Genomic DNA, 17215 nt, shown 5'->3' on the forward strand with positions numbered 1-17215 from the left:
TGCGGGGCCACCTGACCGCCCCGCACCGGCGTACACCCAGCCCCGCACGACCTGAGCCGCGAACCTTGACCGACATATCGAACACGAAGGACGGCATGTGACCACCGACGCTTCCGCCACGGCAGCCCGTCGACCCGCTGAGCAGGCGCTCACCGCGCTCGGACTGGGCGCGCCCGCGCTCGACCCCGCCGACACCTCCTCCCACTCCTTCCCGGGTGGCGGCCGCTGGCGCACCGAGGTCCCTTCGTGCGAGGGCCCCGAAGCGCTGGCCGTCATCCTCAAGGAGGCCTCGCGCCTCGACGTGCCGATCCACCGGATCAGCCAGGGCAGCGGCGTGTGGATGCTGACCGACGCCGAGATCACCGAGATGGTCGACGCCACCGGGGAACGGGACATCGAGCTCTGCCTCTTCACGGGGCCGCGCGGCACCTGGGACATCGGCGGCTCGACCCGTACCGACTCCAAGGGCGGCGGGCTGCGCGCCCGGGGGCACGACGCCGTGGCCGGATGTGTCGAGGACGCGGTCCGGGCGACGGAGCTGGGCGTCAAGTGCCTGCTCGTCGCCGACGAGGGCGTGCTGTGGACGCTGCACCGGGCCCGGCTGGCCGGCATCATCCCGGCCGACACGACGCTGAAGGTGTCGGCGCTCATCGGCCCGGTCAACCCGGCCGCGTACGCGGTGTACGAGCGGCTCGGCGCCGACTCCGTCAACGTGCCCAGCGACCTGACGCTCGATCACCTCACGGAGATCCGGCGGGTGTCGGGCGCTCCCATGGACATGTACATCGAGGCCCCCGACGATCTCGGCGGCTACATCCGGATGTACGAGGTGGCCGAGCTGATCCGGCGCGGTTCACCGCTCTATCTGAAGTTCGGCCTGTCCAAGGCCCCGGGGATCTACCCCTACGGCCACCACATGCGGGACCTGACGCTCTCCACCGCACGGGAGCGGGTGCGCCGCGGACGGCTCGCCCTCGACCTCCTCGCGCGGCACGGGGCCGACGGGGACATGGCCCCCCTGGGCTCGCGTCTGCCGGGTGAACTGAACCGATTCGGCATTCAGTCATAACGTTCCGGAAACTTGCTTCACAGAAGCCGACACAGGCGCGCAGAATCCCACACATCTTCTCTCGGTCATCCCGGCACCACGTCCGGGAACGCCCTTCGCACCGCGAGACCGATCCCTGCACACCACATCAAGGATGATGAACATGCGTAACCGCAGAGCCGCCCTCGCCGCCATAGCCGGAGCCGCTTCCCTCGCCCTGACCCTGAGCGCCTGCGGGCAGTCCGGTGAGGGCGGCAGCAAGGACGACTCGGGCGACTCCAAGGGCGGGACGATCGGCATCGCGATGCCGACGAAGTCCTCCGAGCGTTGGATCACCGACGGTGCCAACGTCGAGAAGGACCTCAAGGCCAAGGGCTACAAGACCAAGCTGGTCTTCGGCGAGGACGACCCCGACCAGCAGGTCTCGCAGATCGAGAACCTGATCACCCAGGGCGTCAAGGCCCTGATCATCGCGGCCATCGACAACAAGTCGCTGAACAACGTCCTCCAGCAGGCCGCCGACGCCAAGATCCCGGTCATCTCCTACGACCGCCTGATCCTCGGCACGAAGAACGTCGACTACTACGCGTCCTTCGACAACGAGAAGGTCGGCAAGCTCCAGGCCGGCTACCTCGTCGAAAAGCTGGGCCTGGCGTCCGGCAAGGGCCCCTTCAACATCGAGCTGTTCGCCGGCTCCAACGACGACAACAACACCAAGTACTTCTTCAACGGCGCGATGAGCGTGCTCCAGCCGTACATCGACAGCAAGAAGCTCGTGGTCAAGTCCGGCCAGACCAAGATGACCCAGGTCACCACCCTGCGCTGGGACGGCGCCACCGCCCAGAAGCGCATGGAGGACATCCTCACCTCGTCGTACAAGAGCGGCCGGGTCGACGCGGTCCTCTCGCCCTACGACGGCATCTCCATCGGCATCATCGCCGCGCTGAAGTCCGACGGCTACGGCTCCGCCGCCAAGCCCCTGCCGGTCATCAGCGGCCAGGACGCCGAGCTGGCCTCCGTGAAGTCGATCATCGCCGGCCAGCAGTCGATGACCGTCTACAAGGACCTGCGCAAGCTCGCCCAGGTCGCCACGGACATGGTCGACGCCACCCTGAACGGCAAGAAGCCCGAGATCAACGACACCAAGTCGTACGACAACGGCACCAAGGTCGTCCCCGCCTACCTGCTCCAGCCGGTGAGCGTCGACAAGACGAACTACGAGAAGGAACTGGTCCAGGGCGGCTACTACACGGCTGACCAGCTCAAGTAAGCGTCGACCCACACGGATTGGAAGGCACGACCATGGCGGGACCCGTCCTGGAAATGCGCTCGATCGTCAAGACCTTTCCCGGCGTAAAAGCGCTGTCGGACGTCACGCTGACTGTCCGTCAGGGCGAGGTCCATGCCATCTGCGGTGAGAACGGCGCCGGGAAGTCCACCTTGATGAAGGTGCTCTCCGGCGTCCATCCGCACGGAACCTACGGCGGCGACATCCTCTTCGAGGAAGAGGTCGTCCAGTTCAAGGACATCCGGGCGAGCGAGCAGCACGGCATCGTCATCATCCACCAGGAACTGGCGCTGTCGCCGTACCTCTCCCTCGCGGAGAACATCTTCCTCGGCAACGAACACGCCAAGGGCGGGTTCATCGACTGGCGGGAGACCCTGCGGCACGCGACGGAACTGCTGCGCCGGGTCGGTCTCGACGACCACCCGGAGACCCGCGTCGCCGACATCGGCGTGGGCAAGCAGCAGCTCGTGGAGATCGCGAAGGCACTGTCGAAGAAGGTGAAGCTGCTCATCCTGGATGAGCCGACGGCGGCCCTGAACGACGAGGACAGCGGCAAACTCCTGGATCTGATCCTGGAGTTGAAGAAGCAGGGCATCACCTCGATCATCATCTCCCACAAGCTCAACGAGATCCGCAAGGTCGCGGACTCGGTGACGATCATCCGCGACGGGCACTCCATCGAGACGCTCGACGTGAAGGCCGCGGAGACGACCGAGGACCGGATCATCAGCGGCATGGTCGGGCGCGACCTCGACCACCGCTTCCCCGAGCGCACCCCGCACGAGGCGCAGGAGGGCGCGGCCCCGGCCCTGGAGATCCGCGACTGGACGGTGCACCACCCGATCGACCAGCAGCGCAAGGTGGTCGACGACGTGTCGATCCAGGTGCGCCGCGGGGAGATCGTCGGCATCGCGGGCCTCATGGGCGCGGGCCGCACCGAACTGGCCATGAGCGTCTTCGGGCGCAGCTACGGCCGGCACGCGGGCGGCACGGTCCTCAAGGACGGCAAGGAGATCCGCACGAAGACGGTCGCCGAGGCCATCGGGCACGGGATCGCCTACGTCACCGAGGACCGCAAGCACTACGGCCTCAACCTCATCGACACGATCAACCGCAACATCTCGCTGACGGCCCTCGCCAAGGTCGCCAAGCGGGGTGTGGTCGACGAGCACGAGGAGCGGCAGGTCTCCGAGGGCTACCGCAAGTCCATGAACATCAAGGCGCCCACCGTCTTCGAGCCCGTGGGCAAGCTGTCCGGCGGCAACCAGCAGAAGGTCGTCCTCAGCAAGTGGATCTTCGCGGGTCCCGACGTGCTGATCCTGGACGAGCCCACGCGCGGTATCGACGTCGGCGCCAAGTTCGAGATCTACACGGTCATCGACCAGCTGGCCGCCCAGGGCAAGGCGGTCGTCTTCATCTCCTCCGAACTGCCCGAACTGCTCGGCATGTGCGACCGCATCTACACGATGGCCGCCGGACGGCTCACGGGCGAGTTCCCGCGGGCCGAGGCCACGCAGGAAGTGCTGATGCGTCAGATGACGAAGGACAAAGAGGTATCGCGATGAGCACGGACGTGACCGACAAGAGCCCGGCGGCGGCACCGCCCGGGAAGAGCGGGGGCTCTGCCACCGGCGGCGGGCTGCTGCGCCTGGTGCTGGACGGACTGCGGCGCAACATGCGCCAGTACGGCATGCTGATCGCGCTCGGCCTGCTCGTGGTCCTGTTCCAGGTGTGGACCGGCGGTGACCTGCTGCTCCCCCGCAACGTCTCCAACCTGGTCCTTCAGAACAGCTACATCCTGATCCTCGCGATCGGCATGATGCTGGTGATCATCGCGGGTCACATCGACCTGTCGGTCGGTTCGGTGACGGCGTTCACGGGCGCCTTCGCGGCCGTCCTCACGGTGCAGCACGACGTGGCGTGGCCCGTCGCGCTGGTGCTGTGCCTGGTCGTGGGCGCGGTGGCCGGCGCGGTACAGGGCTTCCTGATCGCCTATCTCGGCATACCCTCCTTCATCGTCACCCTCGCGGGCATGCTGCTCTTCCGCGGTCTGACGGAGATCCTCCTGGAGGGCCAGACCCTCGGCCCGTTCCCCGACGGTCTCCAGAAGATGGGCAACGGCTTCCTGCCGGAGGTCGGCCCGCACACGAACTACCACAACATCACGCTGCTGCTGGGCTTCGCCCTGCTCGCGTTCGTCGTCCTCCAGGAGGTCCGCGACCGCAAGCGTCAGCAGGAGTTCTCGCTCGACGTGGTGCCGACGAACCTCTTCCTGCTCAAGCTCGTCGCCATCGCCGCCGCGGTGCTCACGGTCACGATGCTCCTCGCCAGCTACAAGGGCGCGCCGATCATCCTGATCATCCTCGGCGCGCTGGTCGTCGGCTACGGCTACATCATGCGCAACGCCGTCTTCGGCCGTCACATCTACGCCATCGGCGGCAACCTGCCGGCGGCGAAGCTGTCCGGCGTGAAGGACAAGAAGGTCACCTTCCTCGTCTTCCTGAACATGGGCGCGCTCGCGGCCCTGGCGGGTCTGGTGGTCGCGGCCCGGCTGAACGCGGCCTCGCCGAAGGCGGGCCTCAGCTTCGAACTGGAGGCGATCGCCTCGTCGTTCATCGGCGGCGCGTCCATGAGCGGCGGTGTCGGCACCGTGCTCGGCGCCATCATCGGTGGTCTCGTCCTCGGTGTGCTGAACAACGGCATGAACCTGCTGAGCGTCGGCACCGACTGGCAGCAGGTCATCAAGGGCCTCGCCCTGCTGATCGCGGTCGGGTTCGACGTGTGGAACAAGCGCAAGTCAGGTTCCTGAGACGGAGCGGGCCCCGCCGGAAGGCGGGGCCCGCTCTGTTTCCGGTGCGCCACCCGGAGCCGGGGAGTGCGCCACCGGAGGCCCGGAGCAGCGGACCGAAGGCCGGACAAGAAAGGCGGGGCGCGGTGAAGACGCTCTTCGGCAAGCTCGCCGACGGCACCGAGATCCACAGCTGGGCGCTGGAGAACGGCGGCACCCGGATGGAGGTCCTCTCCTGGGGCGCGATCGTGCGGTCCCTGGAGATCCCGGACCGGCGGGGCCGGTACGCCGACGTCTGCCTCGGCTTCGACGAGCTGGACGACTACATCACGAAGACGCCGTACTTCGGCGCGCTGATCGGCCGCTACGGCAACCGCATCGCCGGAGGCCGGTTCACCCTCGACGGCGTCGCCCACCAGGTCGACGTCAACGACGGCGGGAACAGCCTGCACGGCGGCGCCGCCGGCTTCGACCGGCGGGTGTGGGAGGTCGAGCCGTTCACCGAGGGCCCCGACACCGGCCTGCGCCTGTCCCGCACGAGCCCCGACGGGGAGATGGGGTACCCGGGCACGCTGGAGGTGCAGGTCACGTACACCCTCACCCGGCACGGGGACTGGCGCATCGACTACGAGGCCGTCACCGACCGGCCCACGGTCGTCAATCTCACCAGCCACGTCTACTGGAACCTCGCGGGCGAGGGCACCGGCCCGGTCGACGACCACGAGCTGACGATCGCCGCGTCGCGCTACACACCCGTCGGCCCGGACCTGATCCCCACCGGCGAACTCGCCCCGGTCGCCGGCACACCCTTCGACTTCCGGCGCGCCACGAGGATCGGCCAGGGCCTGCGGGCCGGTCACCTCCAGCAGACCCGGGCCCAGGGCTACGACCACAACTGGGTCCTCGACAAGGGCGTCACCGCCGGGCCGGAACCCGTGGCCACGCTGCGCGACCCGGTCTCCGGCCGCAGCCTGGAGATCGCCACCGACCAGCCGGGGCTCCAGTTCTACTCCGGCAACTTCCTCGACGGCACCCTCACCGGCCGGTCCGGCCGCGCCTACCGCCAGGGCGACGCCCTGTGCCTGGAGACCCAGCACTTCCCCGACTCGCCGAACCGCCCCGAGTTCCCCCCGACGCTGCTGCGACCGGGGCGGACGTACCGGTCGACGACGGTCCACTCGTTCGGCACCTGACCGCCTGCGCGGCCGGCGGGCCTTCTTCACAGCAGGACCACAGTTTCTTACCGATTCCTCAGCGGTTGAACAGCCGTCCTCCGACCTTCGTATGTAAGAGCGGCCCGCGCTCCCCCGCGCGGGCCACCCATGACGACGGGCCCGGTCGTCCCCGCCGGGCCCGCCCCATACGGAGGTTCCATGGCCGACAACGTCTCCTCGTTGTTCCGCAACACCGCGGCGCACAGCCCGTCGATGGCGGCGCTGACACGGGAGGGCGGCGAGGGGGTCGGCCCGGTGGACTTCTGCATACCCTGCAACCCCTACTTCCCCACGCCCGCCATGATGGACACCATGGCCGCGCGGCTGCGGGACATCATCACGTACTACCCGAGCGGCGCCGACACGATCACGGCCGAGCTGTGCAACCTGCTCCAACTGCCGCCGCAGGCAGTGGCGATGGGCAACGGATCGACCGAACTGATCACCTGGATCGACCATCTGCTGGTCCGTGAGTCCCTCGCCGTCCCCGTTCCCACCTTCGGCCGCTGGACCGACCAGCCCATGGAGACCGGCAAGCGGGTCGACATGTTCCCGCTCCAGGAGTCCAGCGGCTTCGCCCTGGACCTGGCGCAGTACGCCGAGTTCATCCGCACCCGGGGCACCAAGGTCGCCGTCATCTGCAACCCGAACAACCCCGACGGCGGCTTCCTGCACAAGCACGCGCTCGTGCAGTTCATGGACGCGATGGCCGACCTGGACCTGATCGTCATCGACGAGTCGTTCCTGGAGTTCGCGGACGCGGAGCAGGAACCGAGCGTCGTGCAGGAGGCGATGATCCGGCCGAACGTCATCGTGCTGCGCAGCCTCGGCAAGAACTTCGGTCTGCACGGCATCCGTTTCGGCTACATGGTCGCCAACCCCTCGCTGGCCGGCCGGGTCCGCTCGATGCTGCCGAAGTGGAACCTCAACGCCTTCGCCGAGTACGTGGTCTTCATGCTGAAGGAGCACGGCCCCGAGTACGCGCAGAGCCTGATGCAGGTGCGCCGGGACCGTCTCGACATGGCGAGCCAGCTCAGCGCGCTGCCCGGGCTGACCGTCTACCCCTCGCAGGGGAACTTCCTCTTCGTGCGCCTTCCCGTCGGCGCCGAGGGCACCGTGGTCCGCGACCGGCTGCTCAACGAGCACCGCATCCTGGTCCGCGAGTGCGGCAACAAGATCGGTTCGTCCAGCCGCTTCCTGAGACTCGTGGTGCGCCCCCAGGTGGACGTCCGTCGCCTGGTGTCCGGCCTGGAACAGGTGCTCTACGGGACCAGGAGGGGAGCCGCGGTGCCCGAGCTGAGCGCCGGCGCCGGCTACAGCTCGGGCACGGCGGCCGTGGACCGCCTGGTCACCAACGGGTCGGGCATGCACGGCCTCGCCGCTCAGGCCATGGGCATGGCGATGCCGGGTCCGGTCGCGGCCGCCCCGGCTCCTGTCCCGATGGCGGTGCAGTCGGCGGCACCGGCGCAGGCCACCCCGTCCGACGGCGCCGGGATGCCGCTCCCGGCCGCGGCCCAGGTCTTCCCCCAGTCGGTCCCGGCGCCGGCGATGGCCCCCGTCCCGGCCCCTGCCCCCGCGCCCGCGCCCGCGCCCGCGCCCGCCCCGCCGATGGCTCCGGCGGCCGCGATGGCCCCGGCCGCGATGGCACCCCCCATGTCCCCGGCGGCGATGTCCCCGGCCGCCATGTCCCCGGCCGCGATGGCACCCGCCATGGCCCCCGCACCCGCACCGGCCCCCGCACCCGCCCCGCCGATGGGCCCGACACCGCCCGGTGTCCCGGCCCGCGGTGGTCTCACGGCCGCCCAGGTCAGGGGCACCAACGGCCTGTCCCCCGCCGCCGCGACGGGCTGGCCGAACGCCCAGAGCTGGCCGAACGCCGCGGGAATGGGCCAGGCGGGCTGACACCCGCCACGCACGGCGTGACGCCCCGGACGGCCGCCGACCGTCCGGGGCGTCGGCGCGGGATCAGTGGGCGACCGGCCAGCCGCTGCTCCAGTCCAGGAGGTTGATCCCCAGCTTGGGGGTGCCGTTGTCGTTGCCGTCGTAGTAGTGGTAGACGATCAGGTCCCCGTCGGTGTCGTGCAGGATCGACTGCCCGCCGGGCCCGATGACGCTGCCGTGCGACTCCAGCACCGGGGTGCCGCCGTTGTTCGTCAGGGCGACACCGCTCCTGTCGTAGTACGGCCCGGTGACGGAGGCCGCCCGGCCGACCTTGACCTTGTAGGTGGAGCCGGTGCCCGCACAGCAGGTGTCGTAGGAGGCGAAGAGGTAGTAGTAGCTGCCGTGCCTGACCACGTAGGGCGCCTCGACGGCCTTGGTCCCGGTGGGGCGGGCGGCGAGCGAGCGCCGGGCGGTGTCGGAGGCGAGCTGTTTGCCGGTCGACGGGTCGAGCCGGATCATCTTGATCCCCGTCCACCAACTCCCGAACGACAGCCACCACTTGCCGTCGCCGTCCACGAAGAGGTTCGGGTCGATGGCGTTGTAGTCGCTGGACGTGGACGAGGTGTAGACGGTGCCGTAGTCGGTCCAGGAGCCGGGCAGGCCGGTGCTCGAACCGGCCAGTCCTATGGCGGACTTGTTGGACCCGAAGGTGGAGACGGCGTAGTACATCAGGTACTTGCCGCCCTGGTACGAGATGTCGGGCGCCCAGGCCTCCGTGGCGCCGTAGGCGGACCACCAGGCCGGCCGGGTGGAGAAGGCGTCCGCGCCCGCGCCGAACGCGACGCGGTCGGTGGAGGTGCGGTAGGAGAGACCGCCGCCGGTGGCGTAGAGGAGGTAGCGGCCGGCCGGCGTGCGGATCATCGTCGGGTCGTGCACGACCGTGGCGCCGGTGACCCTGCCGGGGTCGGGATACGCGGAGGCGGTGGAGGGGACCAGGGCGAGCAGGACCGCCGCCGGGATCGAGAGCAGGGCGGCCCCGCGGGACCGGCGGGGCGTGCGGGGGACGGGTGGGGTGCGGGGGACGGGTGGGGTGCGGCTCATGCGGACGCTCCTTCGGTGGGGGTTCAGCCGCCCGTTCGTGATTCCGAACGGCAGTCGCGTCGTCGGACGGGACCGTAGGATCGAACCCCTTGCGCGTCAATGACCCGCGCACCCACCCGAAAGTCTTCGAAAACACCCCGCGCCGACGGGGGTGCGGCCCGCGGCACCGGCCCGCAGGCCCGGCATTTGCCTGGCAAGCACCTTGACGGAGTGCCACTTTGCCGAACTGACAGTGTGCCGACAGGAACCGTTCCTACGGTGTCGTGCCCATGACAGACACCTCAGATGCGCGCCCTTCCGTCGCGCGCCGTACCGTACTCGTCGCCTCCGGCGCGACCGCAGCGGCCCTGGCCGTAGGCGCCGCTGCCACGCCCGAGGCCCCCACGACCGACACGGCCGACGCCGCTCCCGTCGCCGCCGCGGCCGTCTGCACCCTCACGAAGGAAATGACCGAAGGGCCCTACTACCTCGACGGACAGTACGTCCGCGCCGACGTCACCGAGGGCAAGGCGGGCGTCCCGCTCAAGCTGACGCTCACCGTCGTCGACGACGACACCTGCGTGCCCCTCTCCAACGCGCTCGTGGAGATCTGGCACTGCGACGCCCTCGGCGAGTACTCCGGCTTCGTCGGCAACAACGGCCACAGCGAACCGGACGACGGCACCTTCCTGCGCGGCGGTGTCCTCACCAACGCCAGCGGTGTCGCCAACATCACCACCGTCTACCCCGGCTGGTACCGGGGCCGGTGCATCCACATCCACGTCAAGGTGCACACCAACGTCACGCTGACCTCGAACGGCTCCTTCACCGGCGGCCAGGAACTGCACACCGGCCAGCTCTTCATCAACGAGACCATCACGACGGCCGTCGCGAAAGTCTCCCCGTACTCGACCAACGCGGTCCCCCGCACCACCCTCGCCCAGGACTCCATCTACGACGACGGGGGCGCCGCCTCCGGCCTGCTCACCCTGACGGCGCTGGGCAGCACGACCTCCGCCGGCTACACCGGAACGCTGACCCTCGGCGTCGAGCGCTGACCGGCGGCGGCTGAGCCGGCCGGGCGTCACCTGGTGCGCGGTGACGCCCGGCCGGCACCTCGCGGGGCCCGCGGCCCCGCGAGGTGGAGCCGCCTACTTCGCCGGGCAGTGCTGCCAGGCCATGTGGTAGACCGTGCTGAGGTCGCCGTCGGTCGAGTCCATCGTCATGAAGCTGACCTTGCTCGGCGAGGACGAGCCCGCGTTGACCCGGAGCTCCGTGTTGATGTTGAAGTTGCGCTGGACTCCGCAGGGCGCCCAGACCAGTTGGGCCCAGTCGGTGCTGTCGGTCGCCTGCCAGTTGTCGTTGTAGGAGCCGCTGAAGTTGTGGTTCTTGAAGACCGTCTGCGACGAGCCCTGGAAGTAGTACGAGGCCCGCTGCACGGCGCTCGCGCCGGACTGGAGCGAGGCGTAACCGCGGTAGTCCGCCTTCGCGATGGCGTACGTGAAGCCCGAGGGGACGTGGACGACGAGGTTGAGCTGGCAGTTCTTGCGGAACGCCGTGGGGTTGGAGCTGCCGCCGACCTGGGCGAGGTAGTCGCTGTAGGTCACGGTGAAGGCGGTGTTGTCCTCGGAGACGGCGACGGCCGCCGTACCCGCGGGACAGCCGGACCCGTTCACCGTGGCGACATCGATGACGATCTTGTCCGGGGGCGGGTTGTCGAACACGGGGGACGAGTTGTGCGCGGGTATCGCGGCGGTGACGAGCGCGGCGACCGCACCGCCCAGGAGCAGCCCACTGGCCATGGTCTCTGTCCTTCGTTCGAATCGGTGGGGGGTGGAGCGCCTCCGGTTCCGCCCGCCAACTCTGTGCAGGATCAATGGAGTTGCTGTGAAGAACCGGGGCGATGGCATCGTAGGGAGAGCGCTGGGACACGCCCAGAGGCAACTCCGGCCATTCACCACGGCCCGTTCACACCCCGTCGCCGTACGTACCGGCCCGGGACCGGGAGGGGAGCTAGGGGTTCTCCCACGCCGCGGGTTCCGCGGCGAGCTCGCGCACCGGGTCCGGCAGGGCGTCCGCCGCGATGTCGGCGATCGTGACGCCCTCCAGGATCCGCCGTACGTTGGCCCGCAGCGCGATCCACAGCGGGAGCAGGGGCTGCGCCGAGCCGGTGTAGGTCAGACCGGTGGGGCGTTCGCCGCGTACGGAGACGATCGGGCCGTCCACCGCCCTGATCACGTCCGCGACCGTGATCGCCGCCGGGTCGCGCGCCAGCCGGTAGCCGCCGCCCCCGCCGCGCCGGCTGTCCACGACCCCGCCGCGTCGCAGGTCGCCGAGGATCCCCTCGAGGAACTTGTGCGGGATGTCCTGCACGGTGGCGATCGACTCGGCCTTGACCGGGTCACCGCCCTGCCGTACCGCGAGCTCCAGTACCGCCCGCACCGCGTAGTCCGCCCGTGCCGAGATCCTCATGGATCCATTGTGCCGTCAGGGACCGGGCGGCCCGGCACGCGGCCGAGTGCGCGCGAAAAGGGCGGCGCACTCCGACACGCTGTCGGGTACGCCGCCCGGGGCGGTACGGGCCGCGGGCGCGGCCCGCGCTGTCATGACGCCTACTTCTGGTCGGCGGCGAACCTGGCGGCCGACCAGCGGTAGCCGAGCACCGCGAGCCCGAGGCACCAGGCGAGGGCGATCCAGCCGTTGTTGCCGATGCCGGTGCCGAGGAGGAGTCCGCGCAGGGTCTCGATGGCGGGGGTGAAGGGCTGGTACTCGGCGACGGGACGGAACCAGGCGGGCATCGTGTCGGCGGGGATGAAGGCGCTGGAGACGAGCGGCAGCAGGATCAGCGGCTGGGCGCTGTTCGCGGCGGCCTCGGCGTTGGGGCTGGCCAGACCCATGCCGACGGCGATCCAGGTGAGGGCGAGGGCGAAGAGGACGAGCAGTCCGAACGCGGCCAGCCACTCCAGGGCCGTCGCGTCGGCGGACCGGAAGCCGATCGCGACGGCGACCCCGCCGACGAGGACCACACTGGCGACGCACTGGAGCACACTGCCCACGACGTGCCCGACGAGCACGGAGCCGCGGTGGATCGCCATGGTGCGGAAGCGGGCGATGATGCCCTCGTTCATGTCGGTGGCGACGGACACCGCGGTGCCGATCACCGTGCCCCCGACGGTCATCATCAGGATGCCGGGGACGATGTAGGCGATGTAGTCGGCGCGGTCCGCGCCCTCGCCGCCGATGCCGGCGCTCATCACGTCGCCGAAGATGTAGACGAAGAGCAGGAGCAGCATCACCGGCGTGAGCAGCAGGTTCAGGGTGAGCGACGGATAGCGGCGCGTGTGCAGGAGGTTGCGGCGGAGCATGGTGGTGGAGTCACGCAGGGCCAGGGAGAAGGGGTGGGGCCCGGCGGTGGTGGTGGGGGTGCTCATCGGGCGTTCTCCTTGGGCCGGTCGGGCTGGTCGGGGTGGGTGGTGGGGTCGGTGAGGGCGAAGAAGACGTCGTCGAGGTCGGGGGTGTGGACGGTGAGTTCGTCGGCGTGGATGCCGGTGGTGTGGAGGTGGTCGAGGAGGGTGCGCAGGTCGTTCTGGCTCGTGGTGCCGGGGACGTGGAGGGTGAGGGCGTCGTCGTCGTGGGTGCTGTCGGGCAGGGTGGTGAGGGCGGTGCGGTAGGCGGTGGGGTCGGTGAAGCGCAGGCGGACGTGGCCGCCGGGGACGAGGCGTTTGAGGTGGGCCGCGGTGCCTTCGGCGGCGATGCGGCCGTCGTGGAGCACGGCGATGCGGTCGGCGAGCTGGTCGGCTTCTTCGAGGTACTGGGTGGTGAGGAAGACGGTGACGCCGTCGCGGACGAGGTCGCGGACGATCTGCCAGGTGGTGTGGCGGGAGCGGGGGTCGAGGCCGGTGGTGGGTTCGTCGAGGAAGATGATGCGGGGGTCGCCGACGAGGGTCATGGCGAGGTCGAGGCGGCGTTTCATGCCGCCGGAGTAGGTGGAGGCCGGTTTCGCGGCGGCGTCGGCGAGGTCGAAGCGGTGGAGGAGTTCGGTGGTGACGCGGCGGCCTTCGCTGCGGGTGAGGTGGTGCAGGTCGGCCATGAGGAGCATGTTCTCCTCGCCGGTGATCAGGCCGTCGACGGCGGAGAACTGGCCGGTGACTCCGATGGCGGCGCGTACGGCCTGGGGGTCGGTGGTGAGGTCGTGGCCGCCGACGCGCACGTCCCCGGCGTCGGCGGTGACGAGGGTGGAGAGGATCTTCACGGCGGTGGTCTTGCCCGCGCCGTTCGGGCCGAGCAGGGCGAAGACCGTGCCGGCCGGCACCGCCAGATCGATGCCGTCCAGGACGACCTTGTCGCCGTAGGACTTGCGCAGCCCGTTCGCCGCGATCGCCAAGCTGGTCATGAGAGGGCTCCTTCGTGGACCGCGGTGGCCGGTCAGAGGCTGCGGGCGGTGATGTCGCCCTGGGTGGTGGTCGCGCGGATCGTCAGGCCGGGGGTCGCGTCGGCGTTCCTGAGCGCGTTGTCGATGCGGCCCAGGCCGGTGCCGGCGTCCAGGGAGGCGGAGACCCCGCGGGACGCGCCGACGGTGATGTCGCCCAGCAGGGTGGTCAGCGTGAGCGCGCCGCGCACGGCCTCGGTGATGTCGACGCTGCCCTTCTGGGTGCTGATCTCGCCCGCCCCGTTGAGGCGGCCGACGGTGATGTCGGCGTCCAGGCCGGTGAGGCGGGCGCTGTCGGCCTCGTCGAGCTTCACCGAGCCGGAGCCGCCCTCGACGACGACGTCGCCGAGCCGTCCGACGCCCCGGAACTCGGCGGCGTCCGCCCTGGCCTCGACCCGGGAGCCGGCGGGCAGCTGGACGGTGACCTCGACCGACCCGGTGGCGCCGAGGATCCGGTTCTTCGCCGGGGCGGCCGCGACCCGCAGGACGCCGTCGCCGTACTCGACCGTGATCTGCTCCGCCGCCTTCACGTCGCGGCCCTTCGAGGCGTCCGCGGGCCGGACCTCGACCGTGGTGTCGGCCCGGTCGGCGGCGATGACCCGGATGCGTCCGGCGGGGATGGACAGGACGGCGGAAACGGCGGCGGGGGTGTCGAACTTCTGCATCGTGCGCTCCTCGGTTCGTTGTTTCTGATGAGGAAAACGCTACGTTGCATTCACCGATCCGACAACAGCTCCGTTGCATGCAAACGCTATAAGAGCAGGTAGGAGCAGTTATTTCATTGCAATGGATGGAAAATCAACGCAACAACCCGCACCGGATTCGTTGCAATGGATGAGAAGTGAACGCTATGCTGGCGAGGCCGGGCGACACGAAGGAGATCGCGATGCCGGGAGGCAGACTCACCCAGCAGGAACGTCAGCAGATCGCGTCGGGGCTGGCCGACGGCCTGGCCTACGCGGAGATCGCCAGAGGGCTCGACCGCCCCACCTCGACGATCACGCGCGAGGTGATGCGCAACGGCGGCCCCACCGCCTACCGGGCCGACCTGGCCCACCGCGCGACCGAGCGCCGCACCCACCAGCGCAGACGGGCGGCGCCCCGGGGCGCGCAGACTCCCCCGCAGCCGCACGGACGCGACGCCGAGGCCGTGCGCGAGTACGAGGAGACGCTCACCACCGTCTTCATACAGTCGGGCCTGCCCAAGATGATGGCCCGGGTGCTGGTCTCCCTCTACACCACCGACTCGGGCAGCCTCACCGCGTCGGAACTCACCCAGCGCCTCCAGGTCAGCCCGGCGTCCGTCTCGAAGGCGATCGCGTTCCTCGAGGCCCAGGGGCTCGCCCGCCGCGAACGCGACGACCGCCGCCGCGAGCGCTACGTCATCGACGACGACGTCTGGTACCAGGCCTCGGTCGCCAGCGCCCGGTCCCTCGCCCAGGTCGTCGAGACCTCCCGGCAGGGCGTCCGCATCCTCGGCGCCGACACCCCGGCGGGCACCCGCCTGGAGAACATCGCCCGCTTCGTCGACTTCGTCAGCGAGAGCACCCTGCGCGCCGCGGAGCAGGCCCGCGCGGTGCTCCACACGAAGACCGAGGGCGCCGTCCCGGACGGCGGCGGGGAGCAGCCGTCCGGGCAGTGAGCGGACCCGGTCGCGCCCCCGCGGGGCGGGACCGGGCGGGGCCGGGCTACGCCAGCCTGATCACGTTCCACGACAGCGGCTCCAGCGTCGCCGTCAGCCCGCCGTCCGTCAGTGCCGTGCCCCGCGCCGCGTGCGGGGTGACCCGCTCGGGCTCGGCCAGGGTGTTGCGGGCGTCCGGGTCGGCGTCCGCCAGCACGCTGTGTTCGACGACCGAGGTCAGGCCGAGGCCGGTCAGGGCGACGTGCAGGGGCAGCGCCCCGGTACGGCTGCGGTTGACGGCGAACACGGTGACCGAGCCGTCGTCGGCGCGCACCGCGGTGGCGTGCAGCAGGTCCGCCTCGCCGTACCGGGCCGTCTCGTACGTCGGTGAGTCCACGCGCACGTCGAGGACCGTGCCGCGCCCGTGCTTCGACGCCTGCGCGAACGGGAAGAACGTCGTCTGCCGCCAGGCCGGACCGCCCGGCTCGGTGAGGATGGGCGCGATGACGTTGACGAGCTGGGCGAGACAGGCGACCGTCACCCGGTCCGCGTGCCGCAGCAGCGCGATGAGGAGCGAGCCGAAGACGACGGCGTCCATGACGCTGTAGTTGTCCTCCAGCAGGCGGGGGGCCTCGGCCCAGTCCCGCGTGGCGGAGTCCTCGATCGCGTGCCACCCCGACATGTACCAGACGTTCCACTCGTCGAAGGAGAGGTTGATCTTCTTCTTCGACTTGAGCTTCGCGCCGACGTGGTCGCAGGTGGCGACGACGTTCTCGATGAACGACTCCATGTCCACGGCCGAGGCCAGGAAGGAGTCGACGTCGCCGTCCTGCGGCTCGTAGTAGGCGTGCAGGGAGATGTAGTCGACCAGTTCGTACGTCTCCGCGAGGACCGTCGCCTCCCACTCGGCGAAGGTCGGCATGGACTGGCTGGACGAGCCGCAGGCGACCAGTTCCACGGACGGGTCCATCTGGCGCATGGCGCGAGCGGTCTCGGCGGCGAGCCGGCCGTACTCCCCGGCGGTCTTGTGGCCGGTCTGCCAGGGGCCGTCCATCTCGTTGCCCAGGCACCAGACCCTGATGCCGAAGGGGTCCTTGTCCCCGTGGTCGGCCCGCAGGTCCGAAAGGGCCGTGCCGGACGGGTGGTTGGCGTACTCCTGGAGCTCCAGGGCCTCGGCGACGCCCCGGGTGCCGAGGTTGATCGCCATCATCGGCTCGGCCTGCGGGCCGATCTTGCGCAGGAAGGCGATGTACTCGGAGAGACCGAAACGGTTGGTCTCCGTCGAGCGCCAGGCCAGGTCCAGGCGGCGCGGACGGTCCTCGGCGGGGCCGACCGAGTCCTCCCACTTGTAACCCGAGACGAAGTTGCCGCCCGGGTAGCGGACGGCGGTGACGCCGAGTTCGCGGACCAGGTCCAGGACGTCGGTCCGCAGCCCCGCCTCGTCGGCGGACGGGTGGCCGGGCTCGTACAGACCGGTGTAGACGCACCGGCCCAGATGCTCCACGAAGCTGCCGAAGAGACGGGGGTTGACTTCGCCGATGGTGAAGGCGGGGTCGAGGGTGAGACGTGCGGTGCGCATGAACGCCTTTCGAGGAGGGGGAACCTGTCCGTCGGGGGGCGGGAGTCGGGAGTGGGGGGCGGGGAGGCACGGGGCCGGCGGGTCGTCCGTGCACTGTCGTCACGGGGTTCGACATTTCGAATTGCGCTCGTAACTTCGAACGGGACCGTAAAATCGATGTGCCCGCCCGTCAATGGTTTCGACGAGATCCATGACAGCGCTTTCTACCGCGGGTCCCCGACCGCCCTCGCCGCCCCGTGAAAACTTCTCGTGACGTGAGCACAACCGGCCGCGTAGGCTCGAACGGG

Annotated in this window: 15 protein-coding genes; 8 read left to right on the forward strand and 7 right to left on the reverse strand. The window is 70.0% G+C overall.

Annotated features, from left to right (window positions below; all coding sequences use genetic code 11):
- Positions 1–97: 97 nt before the first annotated feature.
- The 6 genes from Saso_RS02060 to Saso_RS02085 all read left to right on the forward strand — a co-directional run bounded on the left by Saso_RS02060 (position 98) and on the right by Saso_RS02085 (position 8240).
- Positions 98–1069: a hypothetical protein gene (locus tag Saso_RS02060; RefSeq protein WP_189917385.1), complete on the forward strand. Its 972-nt coding sequence runs from the start codon at positions 98–100 to the stop codon at positions 1067–1069.
- A gap of 142 nt (positions 1070–1211) precedes the next feature.
- Positions 1212–2318 carry a multiple monosaccharide ABC transporter substrate-binding protein gene (gene chvE, locus Saso_RS02065; protein ID WP_189917387.1) on the forward strand — a complete coding sequence of 369 codons (1107 nt, stop codon included), beginning with the start codon at positions 1212–1214 and terminating at the stop codon, positions 2316–2318.
- A gap of 32 nt (positions 2319–2350) precedes the next feature.
- A complete protein-coding gene (mmsA, locus tag Saso_RS02070; protein ID WP_189917389.1) occupies positions 2351–3901 on the forward strand; it encodes a multiple monosaccharide ABC transporter ATP-binding protein in 1551 nt (516 codons plus the stop codon).
- Complete coding sequence (mmsB, locus tag Saso_RS02075) at positions 3898–5145, forward strand: multiple monosaccharide ABC transporter permease (RefSeq protein ID WP_189917391.1); 1248 nt, start codon at positions 3898–3900, stop codon at positions 5143–5145. Before mmsA ends, mmsB begins: the two co-directional genes overlap by 4 nt.
- Positions 5146–5180: 35 nt before the next feature.
- Positions 5181–6317, forward strand: a complete 1137-nt coding sequence (locus Saso_RS02080) for an aldose epimerase family protein (RefSeq protein WP_372442396.1) — start codon at positions 5181–5183, stop codon at positions 6315–6317.
- Positions 6318–6497: 180 nt separating this feature from the next.
- Positions 6498–8240, forward strand: a complete 1743-nt coding sequence (locus tag Saso_RS02085) for a pyridoxal phosphate-dependent aminotransferase (protein WP_189917394.1) — start codon at positions 6498–6500, stop codon at positions 8238–8240.
- A 63-nt stretch (positions 8241–8303) separates the two neighbouring features.
- Here Saso_RS02085 and Saso_RS02090 read toward each other — a convergent pair whose 3' ends face one another.
- Positions 8304–9320 carry an arabinan endo-1,5-alpha-L-arabinosidase gene (locus Saso_RS02090; RefSeq protein ID WP_189917396.1) on the reverse strand — a complete coding sequence of 339 codons (1017 nt, stop codon included), beginning with the start codon at positions 9318–9320 and terminating at the stop codon, positions 8304–8306.
- Between the two features lie 269 nt (positions 9321–9589).
- Here Saso_RS02090 and Saso_RS02095 point away from each other — a divergent pair, with 269 nt between their 5' ends.
- Positions 9590–10357 (forward strand): intradiol ring-cleavage dioxygenase, encoded by a 768-nt coding sequence (locus Saso_RS02095; RefSeq protein WP_189917398.1) that lies wholly within the window; start codon positions 9590–9592, stop codon positions 10355–10357.
- Between the two features lie 93 nt (positions 10358–10450).
- Here Saso_RS02095 and Saso_RS02100 read toward each other — a convergent pair whose 3' ends face one another.
- From Saso_RS02100 to Saso_RS02120, 5 genes are all read right to left on the reverse strand, one after another.
- Complete coding sequence (locus tag Saso_RS02100) at positions 10451–11101, reverse strand: DUF4360 domain-containing protein (RefSeq protein WP_189917400.1); 651 nt, start codon at positions 11099–11101, stop codon at positions 10451–10453.
- Positions 11102–11312: 211 nt separating this feature from the next.
- Entirely contained in the window at positions 11313–11771 is a 459-nt protein-coding gene (locus Saso_RS02105; protein WP_189917402.1) for an RrF2 family transcriptional regulator, read from the reverse strand.
- A gap of 140 nt (positions 11772–11911) precedes the next feature.
- A complete protein-coding gene (locus tag Saso_RS02110; RefSeq protein WP_189917405.1) occupies positions 11912–12730 on the reverse strand; it encodes an ABC transporter permease in 819 nt (272 codons plus the stop codon).
- Positions 12727–13692 carry an ATP-binding cassette domain-containing protein gene (locus Saso_RS02115; protein WP_189917407.1) on the reverse strand — a complete coding sequence of 322 codons (966 nt, stop codon included), beginning with the start codon at positions 13690–13692 and terminating at the stop codon, positions 12727–12729. Before Saso_RS02115 ends, Saso_RS02110 begins: the two co-directional genes overlap by 4 nt.
- A gap of 32 nt (positions 13693–13724) precedes the next feature.
- The gene (locus Saso_RS02120) at positions 13725–14393 is read right to left on the reverse strand and encodes a DUF4097 family beta strand repeat-containing protein (protein ID WP_189917409.1); all 669 of its coding nucleotides are present in this window, start codon (positions 14391–14393) and stop codon (positions 13725–13727) included.
- 221 nt (positions 14394–14614) lie between these two features.
- Between Saso_RS02120 and Saso_RS02125 the strand changes: the two genes are divergently transcribed.
- On the forward strand, positions 14615–15370 hold the full coding sequence (locus tag Saso_RS02125) for a GbsR/MarR family transcriptional regulator (protein ID WP_189917411.1): 756 nt from the start codon (positions 14615–14617) through the stop codon (positions 15368–15370).
- A gap of 46 nt (positions 15371–15416) precedes the next feature.
- Here the strand turns inward: Saso_RS02125 and arfA are convergent, their stop codons facing one another.
- On the reverse strand, positions 15417–16928 hold the full coding sequence (arfA, locus tag Saso_RS02130) for an arabinosylfuranosidase ArfA (protein ID WP_189917413.1): 1512 nt from the start codon (positions 16926–16928) through the stop codon (positions 15417–15419).
- Positions 16929–17215 lie beyond the last annotated feature (287 nt).

It is taken from the genome of Streptomyces asoensis, from assembly GCF_016860545.1.
GTDB lineage: Bacteria > Actinomycetota > Actinomycetes > Streptomycetales > Streptomycetaceae > Streptomyces > Streptomyces asoensis.

Bases quoted from the DNA above. Each gene is read 5' to 3' on its own strand.
- chvE (WP_189917387.1), top strand. From the start codon at position 1,212: ATGCGTAACCGCAGAGCCGCCCTCGCCGCCATAGCCGGAGCCGCTTCC.
- mmsA (WP_189917389.1), top strand. From the start codon at position 2,351: ATGGCGGGACCCGTCCTGGAAATGCGCTCGATCGTCAAGACCTTTCCC.
- mmsB (WP_189917391.1), top strand. From the start codon at position 3,898: ATGAGCACGGACGTGACCGACAAGAGCCCGGCGGCGGCACCGCCCGGG.
- Saso_RS02085 (WP_189917394.1), top strand. From the start codon at position 6,498: ATGGCCGACAACGTCTCCTCGTTGTTCCGCAACACCGCGGCGCACAGC.
- Saso_RS02090 (WP_189917396.1), bottom strand. From the start codon at position 9,320: ATGAGCCGCACCCCACCCGTCCCCCGCACCCCACCCGTCCCCCGCACG.
- Saso_RS02095 (WP_189917398.1), top strand. From the start codon at position 9,590: ATGACAGACACCTCAGATGCGCGCCCTTCCGTCGCGCGCCGTACCGTA.
- Saso_RS02100 (WP_189917400.1), bottom strand. From the start codon at position 11,101: ATGGCCAGTGGGCTGCTCCTGGGCGGTGCGGTCGCCGCGCTCGTCACC.
- Saso_RS02105 (WP_189917402.1), bottom strand. From the start codon at position 11,771: ATGAGGATCTCGGCACGGGCGGACTACGCGGTGCGGGCGGTACTGGAG.
- Saso_RS02110 (WP_189917405.1), bottom strand. From the start codon at position 12,730: ATGAGCACCCCCACCACCACCGCCGGGCCCCACCCCTTCTCCCTGGCC.
- Saso_RS02115 (WP_189917407.1), bottom strand. From the start codon at position 13,692: ATGACCAGCTTGGCGATCGCGGCGAACGGGCTGCGCAAGTCCTACGGC.
- Saso_RS02120 (WP_189917409.1), bottom strand. From the start codon at position 14,393: ATGCAGAAGTTCGACACCCCCGCCGCCGTTTCCGCCGTCCTGTCCATC.
- Saso_RS02125 (WP_189917411.1), top strand. From the start codon at position 14,615: ATGCCGGGAGGCAGACTCACCCAGCAGGAACGTCAGCAGATCGCGTCG.
- arfA (WP_189917413.1), bottom strand. From the start codon at position 16,928: ATGCGCACCGCACGTCTCACCCTCGACCCCGCCTTCACCATCGGCGAA.